This is a genomic window from Cyclobacteriaceae bacterium, from assembly GCA_030584025.1.
Classification (GTDB): domain Bacteria; phylum Bacteroidota; class Bacteroidia; order Cytophagales; family Cyclobacteriaceae; genus UBA2336.
Window position 1 is genome coordinate 2,191,058 of sequence record CP129487.1, and the last position, 12,848, is coordinate 2,203,905.

General features: G+C 41.2%; 7 protein-coding genes. 3 read left to right on the forward strand and 4 right to left on the reverse strand.

Annotated elements, in window-relative coordinates; all coding sequences use genetic code 11:
- Position 1 precedes the first annotated feature (1 nt).
- From QY309_09740 to QY309_09755, 4 genes are read right to left on the reverse strand one after another with little or no spacing between them, the layout of a single operon-like run.
- Positions 2-805, reverse strand: a complete 804-nt coding sequence (locus QY309_09740; protein WKZ58149.1) for a hypothetical protein — start codon at positions 803-805, stop codon at positions 2-4.
- A complete protein-coding gene (locus tag QY309_09745; protein WKZ58150.1) occupies positions 805-4,854 on the reverse strand; it encodes a hypothetical protein in 4,050 nt (1,349 codons plus the stop codon). The genes QY309_09740 and QY309_09745 overlap by 1 nt, the downstream gene beginning before the upstream one ends.
- Positions 4,841-8,881, reverse strand: a complete 4,041-nt coding sequence (locus tag QY309_09750; protein ID WKZ58151.1) for an ATP-binding protein — start codon at positions 8,879-8,881, stop codon at positions 4,841-4,843. Before QY309_09750 ends, QY309_09745 begins: the two co-directional genes overlap by 14 nt.
- A 59-nt stretch (positions 8,882-8,940) precedes the next feature.
- A complete protein-coding gene (locus QY309_09755; protein WKZ58152.1) occupies positions 8,941-10,542 on the reverse strand; it encodes a hypothetical protein in 1,602 nt (533 codons plus the stop codon).
- A 161-nt stretch (positions 10,543-10,703) separates the two neighbouring features.
- On the opposite strand from QY309_09755, the gene QY309_09760 reads away from it, so the two are divergent.
- The 3 genes from QY309_09760 (at position 10,704) to QY309_09770 (ending at position 12,828) form a co-directional block, all read left to right on the forward strand.
- A complete protein-coding gene (locus QY309_09760) occupies positions 10,704-12,044 on the forward strand; it encodes an arylsulfatase (protein WKZ58153.1) in 1,341 nt (446 codons plus the stop codon).
- Positions 12,025-12,408 (forward strand): hypothetical protein, encoded by a 384-nt coding sequence (locus QY309_09765; GenBank protein WKZ58154.1) that lies wholly within the window; start codon positions 12,025-12,027, stop codon positions 12,406-12,408. Before QY309_09760 ends, QY309_09765 begins: the two co-directional genes overlap by 20 nt.
- A 168-nt stretch (positions 12,409-12,576) precedes the next feature.
- On the forward strand, positions 12,577-12,828 hold the full coding sequence (locus tag QY309_09770) for a YtxH domain-containing protein (GenBank protein ID WKZ58155.1): 252 nt from the start codon (positions 12,577-12,579) through the stop codon (positions 12,826-12,828).
- Positions 12,829-12,848: the final 20 nt, after the last annotated feature.

Consider the following 12,848-nt stretch of genomic DNA (forward strand, 5'->3'; position numbering starts at 1 on the left):
TTTATTTACTTTCATTACGAATATGTCGCTGGATAAAGCGATCATACTTCTCTTTAAATTCCTCATGGCGGAACTTACCTGCTTCAAGCTGTTCTGCACCTGACTCTGCACGATTAACCAGGTTGTAATAAGCCTGTGGATATTGGTCAAGATACATTTTGGGTATAGCACCAACCCGCGTAAGTCCCATATACGCAGTGAATAACAGAAATAGGGTTGCTAATACAATTGATCGATCTTTCAGCCTTGCTACAAATATGAATGCTGACAATCGCTCGCCATCTACAATCATATCTTGCTTAAAAAAAGCTATTACCAGGAACAATAGCAACAAAACAAAACCTAAGGCCCCTGTTGGCTCGGCTAGTGTTGAAGCAAACGGAACAACTGTCATAGAAATAACATAGGCAATTATGCTCCCCATAAATAGAATCATAAGTATGCCCATGGTTTTATTTTTTGCCTTTAATCTACTCCATGTAAGCGCCAGCTTAATCAGGTAACTTGAAATGAGTACTAAGCCTGCCATTCCAAACAATACTTCTACAAATGGAAAACGTAAATAAAAAACGCGCATAAAAAGAATTACAGATAGCACAACCAAACTACCAAGTTCCACAACGGTAATAACATCCATACGCTTTTTTCTTATTTCAAAAATGAATTGTAATAAGAAAATAATTGAGAACGCAAGTGCCACATAACCCAAGATTTGTATACCGTAATCATTTTGTGCCATGGAAGCAAATGCTCCAAAAATTAACAGCACAAATAACAAATAGTAATATGGATTATAGCGGCTCATCAGATTGATAAGTAGTTTATATAATACCAAAACCAAGCATCAAAACGATCCATTGACTCCCAACGCTTATCATTTATCAATTGATCCCGTTTTTTACATGCTTCCCGAAGAATCTGAGTACGACAGTCCAAATCCTGACTTTCTGTTAACGTATTCGGAATCGACATTCTTGCCTGAAAGTAATTTCCTTCATAGGCCACACCTACAACACGCGCAAGAATGGCATCGAATTTTCCCTGCTCAGGAATTTCTCGAAGTATTTCAACAGCCTTAGAATTAATTTCACTACCCCCCATTCGGGAAAGTAATAAGATCATATTATAACGACTATCTAAGCCAAAGTTTAATGAAGTGAAATCAATGCGATTAGCATATGAAAAAGCTGAATCAAGATAAATGAAAGCATCTGGGTTTGCATCCTGTTGATAAACAGACTCTGCCATAAATAAATAGGCGTATACCCGTTCCTCTTTGTTAACAAATTGTTCGGTCATAGTTATAGCATCCTGTCCATAGCCAGAACTTGCCAGGTTAGTAGCCAACTGCTTCATCATGTTTAAAAAGAAAATCTTTTCAATGTACTCATACCGATTTGATGAACCCTCCAATGATTTCGGGTCAATACGTTTAAAATAAGAATACCCTTCTTCAGAATTCTTATCTCCAAATGCCTGATTCGCCAGAATAAGCAACAACAAGTTTCTATCAAACAACTTACCCTGAGGATGCTGGTCAACAAAAGCAAGAATATCCTTCAATACACCTGCTTCTACTTTATAGTTATTATCTGTAACGCCCGGTGGCGGAAAGGTTCGGGTAAAAAAAGCACGCGCTAACCAATCGTGAATAAGCATAAGGTCATCTCCCGATTGAAAAAGCTTAGAGGCATTACCAGTTTTACGAAGCCAGTTATAAAAATAATCTGTGTGATAGGTGGAGCTAAACCAGCCATCACGGTAATCAGGATAAACAAACTGAGCCTTTCGTGAAACTTCGCTGGTACGAACCCCATCCGTAAAATAAGGCACAGTAGATGATACTTTACCCTCCAGGTGTTGTGGGCTTACCTTTTGGTAATGAACCCATGCTTCTTGCAACCACTTATCCAGCAACGCCTCATCTACCGGCAACTGGCGATCATACCAGTACTTATGACGATACATAGCCTTTCGCTTACTGTTAAACGCTAATTGAAACTCGCGCTCGTTCGGATCCTTTATCTCACGTATTACCGCTTCATAATCCTCCATAATTTCATCGAACACATTGCGGTCACAGAAATAAAGCGTTGGATACAAATACCCCCGATACGACCGAAAGACCGTTTTTTCGATATTGGCTTCGGGGTATAAATGGCTGATGTATCCGCCCCTTAAGATCATGTTTCGGTAAACTGTGAGACGTGGATTGTCCTGAGTATTATTTTCGATCCATGTCAAGACATGGTCAACCTGGTTTCGATGACCATATTGATACATTAACCCAATAATATTTTGATGATTATTGAATAAACGGGCTAATTCAAAATAATTCCGTTGATCTTGTTCCAGTAAGGTATTAAAGCACCACTCAATTCCATTGATATCACCCAGTGCCGCATATAACGAAGCCAGAGTATGATACCCATTATTAAAATCACTAGGACTACGCCCGTTTGGCTCGAAGCTCCCTTTGGGATAATACGTGACAAATGCAACTTTTGTCTGATCATTGCGAGGCGAAATTATTTCGACTAGTTCCTTTATTTTATCACTGTTAACATCACCTAGAGTAAGCCAAAACTGAAGGGCAACATTTAACTCAAACGGAACAGCAGGGCGATACATAGAAGGATTACGATAAAACTGGAGTACTAATTCACGGTTAAATTCAAGTACTCGTCTTAATACACCTACTTTAAAATCATCCGGAGCATAGTATTGATCGCGTGCCAGAATGAAAATAAACTTATTTCGTTGCGTTATTAAAAAATCAGGATCCTCGATAAACAAAGCGTTCGTACAATTTTCTTCGATGAATTTGATTAATTCAGACTTTAACCCTCCATCAAATCGTTTATCCAAATACATGAGAATCCGGTAAACATCAACAGCTTGTTGCAATCGGCTTTTCGTATCTAATGATTGCAAATAAGGAATCAGCGAACCTGGTTTATAACGTTCTTCTGTTAGTAAATAGAAAGTCTTCGCTTGCAAATCAACCTGCTCGCTCTTCATTAAACTCATCGATTCGCTGCGCACGCGTTCAATCACACGATCATTTTTCTTCTGCTCGGCATCGTACCAGTAAAATCCACTCAAGGTGATCAAAATAACAATGGCTAATGAAGTAGCGATACGCTGAGGTCCGTATTTCATGAAAGCCTTTGTTACGGCAACCTTCCGTGCACTGCGTTTTAAAAATTGCTTGATATCCTCCAATGTTTCATGAGCGTGGGCCCTGGCTTTTATTTTATCATCCTGCACCTCGGAGTAGCGCGTAAGCCAGGCAGCATTAGGCTTGCAGGTATCATACCAATTTTCAAAATAGGTCAAAGGCCCAATCGGAAGTAAGAAGTCGCTACTCTTTCCACTTTGCTTCCAACGATCCATTTGCTTTTTAAAATCGAGAAAGGTTGAATAAAACTCATATTCACGACTTGCCCATTTGTTAAGCTTACTCCAGTTACGAATTAAACTCTCATGCGTTATATCAAGAACGGAGTCAGGCTTAAGATCATGGGTAGAGGGGTCATCTGTTTTAAAGGGGCGAATAAACGAGTTGCCTTCTTCACGGAACGTATTAATTACATCTCCCACAACTTTTGACGTAAACTCCGGTGTATTGATGATCGCGGTAATCTCTTCTATGGACATCCGGTTCCTAACTGCCCGGCTGTTATCAATCTTGGTAAGGCAACAAAATGCATTAACAATGATACGTTTAGCATCATGCTGACTTGATGGATGGTCCGGGTGCTTACGGTTGTAATACTCCCAGGCATTTTCATATAGAATGCTTGCATGAATTTCTATAATCTTGGCTAAGCCAGTTTCAGTATAGAATTGCCGCTGACTTTCGGGTAGTTCGTTGAACCATGTACGAAACCGCTGTTGATCTTCGTCCGGCAATTCATCAGCAGGCATACCCCCCACCATGGCGTAGTGAATGAGATCCATCTCCTGTTGGCCTCGATCAGCGGCAAGCCAAACCTGGCTTAACGCATGCTGAAGTATCGGCAACTGGTCAACCCCTTCAGAAATATCATAAACAAGTCGCTCAATTAAGCGCTGCGAAATTCGGTTACCGCTAAGAATGGCCGGTTCTTCAATGACCTGCTTCAAATCTTTTCGCTTTAAACGCGGGACAAAGAATTGGGAAAAGCCAATATACTCCGGTAGCCCTCTGAAGGCCGAACATTGTCCGATATAATCAGAGCGCATGGTGCAGACAATGTACACCGGTAAATTTCGCTTGATGGCAATACGGGCAGTTTCCAACACAAGATTCACAACAACCTGTGAATCCTGCGAAGGAGCCTCGTTGTGATAATTCTCAGGATTGGTAAAGAACTCTTCAAACTGATCCACAATCAGCATCAGGTTGGCCGCCTTCCGCTTCTTGTCTCGCTTTTCTATATCCGAAAACTGATTCCATTCTGGTGCTTCTTCGTCAGCAAAAAATGCTGAGTTCGTGTACAAATCAATCAATGATGAAAATCCGCGCTTCAACTCTGTTTCAATCGTAGAAGCTGATCGGTCAAATCGCTCAGCCAGTGACTTCGCCATATTCTTTACCGGACTGCGTTCAGGCCTGAAATCAGCAACCACCCAGTTGGTGTAACGCGCTTTAAAGAAACCGGCCCGTGCATTGGGTATTAAGCCGGCATAAATCAATGACGACTTACCTTCACCCGAAGCACCTGTTACCATCAAGAACTTGTTTTGCTCAAGCAAAGACGTAATCTGATCAACCTGGTAATCGCGACCCTTAAAATAAAGGCTCTCCTCTTCTGTGAATGACCGAAGACCAGTGTAAGGGCAGATTATGTGTGAATCAGATGTTTTCATCAATGTAGTTTGTCCATTCGGTATTTGTTTTTATTTGGTATCGGTCGAAATTCTGCCAACCATCAGCGGAAATCCCTGTGCCATTTTGATAACCGTACAGCAACCACCAGGTAAAAATAGCCTGATCCGTATCCGAAATGAGTGGAGGAAAATTCTGACGTCCCGCGTGCAAAAGTGAATGGAAACCAAAAGCATGTGCCATACGCTGTTGCGCAATAGATTTTGCTCCGAGGTTTTTAATCAGCAGACTGGCTTCAGCCACTCTGCTTTGGGGATCTTGCAGCATTATTCCTTGTGCTATCAATTGACGATGAGGTTGTCCAGTAGTCAGATTTTCGACTCTGCCCATTTCAACATACGCTGAATCGAGTAGTCGTTTAATCATTGCATCGTCCTTTTTTTCAAGTTGAAGTCGGGTGGCTGCAAAAGCATACAGTGATGATCGGTTTATCGGTTTTTTGAAAATGGACATTAACTGATAAGCTTTCTCAAAATGACCTTGTTCAGTAAGGCCCTTAACCGCATAGGCAATCATCCTGAAAGCCTGACCATTTGCCTGAAATGGGAATTCTTTTGAACGTAAAATATTTAGTAGAATAGAAGGGTCTATTTTATGGTAATAGCTTACCATTGAAGACGTATCTCCTTTCAATTGCGCCTCATACCCGGCATACAAATGGAGAAAATTAAGATCAACATTAGACACATCATTTCGCTCAGCAATCGCAGATTCAAGCTTAGTAAAGATTTCATATCGGATTGGGGTACCGGCAAAATAATGCATGCCCCAAATTTTCTGATTGTAGTCGCGAAACCAAATACCGAAATAAGCCAACTCAGCATTTGAAGGATAAAACTTGTTAAACAATCCGCTACTCAAGATATAGTTGATAAATATATCCGAATAATAAAAGAACATAAAGCTTCGAGGTTCCAAAGGATGATACTCCCAGCGCACATCTGGGTAAACAAAGAGAAACTTCCGAGGCATCATCATCTGTTCTGAACCGGAAATCGCCAGTACGCTGATTACTTGGTTCAAGTAGTTCGAGCTAACACTATTGAAATATCCCATAGCACGATCAAAACTCGTAGTCACGGAAACAAGTTCTCTTCTCATGGACTTAAAAATGCCTTCATTCTTGTATGACAATGCCATTAAGAAATTACGCTCATCAGATTCAGGTAGTTTTTCAACTACTGACCTGTACTTGTTGAAATAAGAATTAAGTTCTTCACTGTTGCAGAATACAAGTGCAAGATTAGAGTTTGCATCTGTAAAATTATACATATGAATATTACTGGCTGCTGCGTAATATCCGTGTAATGTTCGCCCCAACATTCGGGAGTAGAAATTCTCCTCGGTAATGCCCTTCCGTTTACAATAGCCCGTCACAAAGTTATCTAGTTCACTTCCAGTTTTGTTATAGGTAAAGTAAACAGCGGCTATCTGGGCTGCATTATCAGCACCAGCCGCATAATCACTCTGATAATTTGGCTGACTATGCCTCAATAAGGTATCCATGCACTGAAGCACACGATTGCTATTACCCTGGCTGGCGTATAAATAGGCCAATAGCTGGTACAGGCCATTGTGCTTGAATCCATAATCTTGGGCACCGCGGATCAATAGCTTATCAATATGATAATTTGACTCGAACCAATTGGTTTGCTGTTCATTTTCAAAAGGTGAAAGCAGACCAATCCAACGTTGAAGTCCTTCTTGGTTTACAGTCTTATGATTAATGGCGTTTTCAATAGCCAGGTTAAGATTCTGCATATCATGAAAATCAGTTGGTTGATTTTCAAGAATATAAGAAGCCCATAAAGCTGATCGCTCTGCATTGCGTTTCCGAAAGGAGCTAATCTGTTCATCGGGATTATAGTAATACGCATACTCAAGGGTAACCCGGAATTCATTAATTCTACGCAGAATTTTAGCAAGTTTATCTGCACTCAATTGCTCAGGTTTCCAGGTATTCAGTAAACTATCCGCAATTGTGAGGCTTTTAGAAATTTCGCTTTTCGGTTCGCCCATACCTTGAAAAACCAAAAGGGTGGCTATACCGGAAGCTACGTGAAGCTTTTCAGCTGGATCAGGAATATATTCTACCACTTCATTTGTGGTAGTTTGCCCAAGTTTTATTTCCTGTAGGATCAAATTGATCCTGTCAGCGTAAGTCACCTTTGGATTCGCTGCCAGCGCCAACGCTTCATCATGCATGGACTTTAATACGTAATCATTCTGCCGCTTGAAATAATCGCGCACCGCAAAAGAACTCAACGTAACAATCAGAAGAACGCCAAAAACCGCTGCAATTCTTCGCGGGCCATACCGCATAACTGTACGTGTTACCGTGTGCTTTCGCGCACTTCGCTGCAAAAATTCGTTGGAGTTAGCCAACACCTGACGCGCTTGTGAAAGTTTTTTACTTTGCGCAATATCCTCCGGCAAATAGCGTGCAATCCAATGCACGTTGGGCTTAACTTTACTATACCAATTTTCAAAATAAGTTAGCTGACCTATTGATAGTAAGAATCCACCCGTCTTTTTGCTTTCCACCCAACGATTAAGCTGTTGTTCAAAGTCGAGCGAGATCATGTAATTGTCAAACTCTTCATCCGCCCATTCTCCAAGATATGCCCAATTCCGAATCAAACTTTCGTGGGTGATGTCTAACACATCATGCTCTTCAAGTTTTAGATTTTCGGATTCATCCAGCATGAATGGTCGAATAAATGTATTGCCCGGTTCCCGAAAAATATTCAGCACTGCTCCCACTTCTGTTGTTCCGAATTCGGGTCTACCCAAAATCTGCGTAATCTCCTTCAACGTCATTCGGTTACGCACCGCACGACTTTGGTCAATTTTGGTAAGGCAGATAAACGCATTTTTTATAATAGCCTTGACATCTGCATCGGCAATAACTTTCCCGGTTTTATTTTTATAATAAACAGCCGCCTCTTCATACAATTTATTGGTGTGGGTATCCAATACATTCTGTAAATCAGGCTTATGATAACACGCCTGTATTTTACCTGGTAATGAAGCAAACCATTGTTTAAATCGCCCAGTATGATCATCGGGCAATTCTTCAACCGACATCCCACCCACCATCGCATAATGGATTAAGTCCATCTCTTCATTTCCATTGTTGGCCGCATGCCATATCTGGTTTAGTGCATGCTGAAGAATAGGAAGTTGATCAACACCCTCCGTGATGTCGTGTATCAACCTTTCTGTTAATCGTCTTGTAATCTTATTTCCACTCAGTACTGCCGGCTCCTCAATAACCTGTTGAAGTTGTGCTCGATTTAAGCGCGGTACGAAAAACTGGCTGAACCCGATGTATTCTGGTAATCCCCTAAAGGCAGCACATTGTCCGATATAATCGGAGCGCATAGTGAAGACAATATAAATGGGAAGATCTTCCTCCAACGCAATCCGTGCGGTTTCAAGCAAAAGATTGAGCACAAGGTTTGAATCTTTAGAGGGTACACCGCGATGATAATTTTCGGGATTTGTAAAAAACTCTTCAAACTGATCTACCAGCACAATAAGATTTGAGGCATCGCGCTTAAGTTTCGCTTTACCTTGATCATCAGCTTGTCTCCACTCAATAGAATCTATATCTATAAAACGTTTGGAATTCTTGTATAAATCGACCAATGCTGAAAAGCCATGGTGCAACTCGGATTCAACTGTATGCGGATTGGCAATGTCTAATTGTTTTGCCAAGGATGAACATAGATTCTTAAATGGTGTACGTTCAGGCCGAAAATCGGCCACACTCCATTGCGTGTATTTTGATTTTAAGAAACCGGCACGTGCATTTGGGATAATACCCGCATATACCAGTGAAGACTTACCATCACCGGAAGCTCCGGTAAGCATAAGAAATTTATTGCGTTGAAGTTGTTCAGTAGCTTGTTCGATATGCTCTTCCCTACCCTTAAAATACAGCGACTCCTCCTCTGTAAAGGAGCGTAAACCGGTGTAAGGACAAATCTGGTATTCTTCGAACATTTCGGATTGAAGATTTTAGATTTCAGACGTTAGATTCAGTTTTCTCATATCTCCTTCAATCACTTTAGTTCTATTACTGTTGTATAAACCTTCTTTACCTCAGCAGGTACTTTGTCCTTCGGCACAATGGTTGAAACTACTTTGGGTGCTTTGAAATTACGAGCGAGGTTACTCTTTGGATCATCCTCGCCTACCAAAAACAAGGGTGTTGGTGATGATGCTCCGCCTACCTGCTTCCAAACTTGTTTTATAAAGGGTAGCGCCCAATCAGCTGCATATTTGAAATATACAACTGCCAACTTGCTTCTTGGAATTTGCTGGGTACTGATTTCACGATATTGATCCTCACCATCGGGCATGATGTTCATAATCTCCACCGGGTATTCCTGGCTAAGCATATCGGTAATTACTTTAGCCTCCACTTCATCCTGCTGATTGAAGATGAAGAATATATCGGTGTCCTTCGAATCATAAACGGCTACATCTTGCTTCATCATCACCACACGAATATCATCTACCAGTTGCATGGGCCCCTGGCTGTTGGAGAACATCATGTTTCGCGTAATGTTATTCCGGATATATTTTATAAAATTCTGTTGTGCGGGTTTAATAACCGTACTACCCTCTGGATAGAGCCAGATGAATGAATTAAAGTTTTCATCGTTTGAATCAATTCTCCGCTTTGCCTCCAGAAACTGGTACTGTGGAAAAGAGACTTCATCATCAGACTCAAATCTCCTTCCAAATTCTCCGCTTAGCATATGCAACGAGCAGGTACATTTGGCCAATTCATCCGAAACTTTCTGCTTAAAAGTGTCATCATCTGCAGGACAATCGGTAGATGGTAATACATTGAATCCAGCCTTTTGAAGTACAATGGCCATTTCTTCGCGTTGCTCCTTCAAATCCGTTGATGTCCAGGCCAGGTAGACACTGGGCCGTTGGCGATCAATAACCTGTACTTTTATAGCTGAGGGTAGCGATGTGGTAAACGTGGTTGGAATAATCTGTCTGGCGGTAATGTCTTGATGCGAAGCGGCAACAGGTTCCCCCCTTTCCTTTAACTTAATTCCTTGTACAATTTCCTTAATCGCATTTGCCAGTTTATTTATTTGATTGCGATACAGAATTCGTCCACCGGTAACACTAATTTCATCATCCACTGGTCTCAAAGGTCGGTTTACACCTGCATCGCGATAAATGAAATCAATAGACCTTAGCACACCATTCAATTCAGTTTCAAGCAACTTGGTATCATCAATTTCTATTTCATGAATTTTTACAGGAAGTATGCGCGAACCCACATTTCCGTTCGGCAGCTTAACCATACGACCAATGTTGTCATACTCAGATTCATTTTTAAACACTTTAAATTCCTGATTCCACGCAAAAGAAGATGTATCGCAATAAGTTTGTGAGATAATTGGAATAAAGATGAGTGACTTAATCTTATTATTGATCGATTGATCAACATGGTGCGTTTCCTGTAAACCTTCCTTCGGGTTTTTATCAAAAAAAATGGACAGCTTATCTTTCAATGTAGCGTCCAATTCTTGATTGAGTTTTTCTACAAACTCCGTTACCCAGCCATCATATTTGTTATCGTTATGCCTGTAGCTAACAAAAATATCATACTCAAAGCCTTGAATAATTGAGGGCATAGGGAGAGGGTTAGTGGCTGAAGTAAGTCTCTATTTAATCATAAAAAAGCAGAAATACAATTTTTAATTCCTCGTCACTTAAGAAAACAATTCATATCAAATCATTAAACACGCAATGCCATGTTCCTATCTTTGGATACCTCCACACAGTTCCATTTGCCATGAATAAAAGAAACCTCTTCAAAAGCCTTGTGCATTTCTCGATGGGCAACACACCTGCATTCTCCCTTCTCTTATTAATAAAACTATCAGGGACGTTGATTATGATCGTCAGTTGCCTGGCTTGTGTGCCAACAAATGAGCAGAATACGAAGCCCAACATATTGCTTATTGTGGCAGACGATCTCGGCTATGCCGATCTGGGATGTTATGGAGGTGATATTGAAACACCCAACCTGGACGAGCTTGCCAAACGCGGTACACGCTTCAGTCAATTTCATACGGCTCCTTATTGTGCGGTTACACGGGCAATGTTACTTACAGGGAATAATAGTCATGTTGCCGGAATGGGAAGTCAGAGCCTGGTAACCGGAGTTGCGGGGTACGAAGGCAAACTATCGGATCGGATTGTAACGATACCGCAACTGCTCAAGGATGCCGGATATCACACATACATGACAGGAAAATGGCACTTAGGCTTAACCCCTGATGCGAACCCAAGTCGAAAAGGATTTGAACATTCGTTTGCCCTACTCGAAGGTGCAGGCAATCATTACACCAATGTTGGTTTTGACCCCGAACATCCAGAGTCTCCATACACAGAGAATGGTGAGAAGATTGTTTGGAAGGATGGCTCCTACTCTACCGATGTTTATACTAAAAAAATGATTTCCTACATCGAAGCCAATAAAGAAGATAAAAAGCCTTTCTTCGGATATGTTGCATACACATCGCCACATTGGCCACTACAAGTGGATGAACAATTCTGGAAAAAGTATCAGGGACGATACGATGAAGGATACGATGTATTGAAAATTAAACGACTTGAAAGTTTAAAGCAAGCTGGCATAATACCAGGTGACGCCACATTACCCGCTAATCATCCTCGTGTAAAGCCTTGGGATAGCTTATCTGCTGAAGAACAAAAAAATGAGTCGAGAAAGATGGAATTGTATGCAGGCATGGTTGATAACCTGGATTATAACATCGGGCGATTAATCAATTTCCTGAAAGAGAATGACCTGTACAAGAATACGATCATTGTTTTTATATCAGACAACGGTGCTGCTGCAGAAGATTTCTACAACCACCCCTATTTTGCACCATTCATCCGGCAACACTATACCAATCATTACGACTCTATGGGACAACACCAGTCCTTCGTATCCTACGGACCGCAGTGGGCCGAAGCGGGTTCATCACCATTTCGATACTTCAAAGGCATGACTACCGAAGGGGGAATAACCGCACCCATGATTATTGCTGGGCGCGGTGTCTCAGAAACTAACAAGATCAAACACAGTTTTACCTCCTTACTCGATATTGCACCTAGCCTTTTATGAAGCGGCAGGCGTATCCTATCCGGAGCAGTATCAGGAAAAAGCAGTGTATCCACTCTTGGGGCGATCGTTAAATCCAGTTTTAACTGGTATTGAAGAGCGTATTCACCCTACTGACTACGTATTTGGACTCGAACACCGTGGACATGCCATGATCAGGAAAGGAGAATGGAAATTGGTTAACCATATACTTCCTTTCGACACCGCCAACTTTGAATTATACAACTTATCAAAAGATTTAGGTGAGCAACAAAACCTTAAAACCCAACTGCCCGAAAAGTACAATGAGTTAAAAAATGAATGGTTAAAATTTTCCTTACAGGTTGGTGTAAAAAATCCCACACCAAATTCCGGAGAAGAATTATGATTTTTATCAGCTTATTTGTTCACTCATCGGAACTCATCTTTTCTCATCGGAAATATTCGAATTTTTTTGAACGATTGATGTACGCAATGCGTTGTAAAAGTGTAGTTGTTCAACAACTGCCGGAATGCTTTGAAGGTATCAAAGCGTACAACCTTAATCCAAACAAATATGAATACAGCAGGAAAAGTAGCAATCGGAGTTTTAAGTGGAGTAGCGGTTGGCGTAGTAGCCGGCATTTTAATGGCCCCCAGCAGTGGAAAGAAAACCCGCAGAAAGCTGATGGGCAAATCGAAGGAATTAACAGACCGTGTTTCTGAAACGTATGATGGTATGAAGAAAGCGTATAACAAAAAGCTGGAATCATTGGCCGGTAACGGAAAAACGGGAATTGACTCCATTAAAGAGTCGATGAAAGTTTAAGTAATCGATCACCGATAATT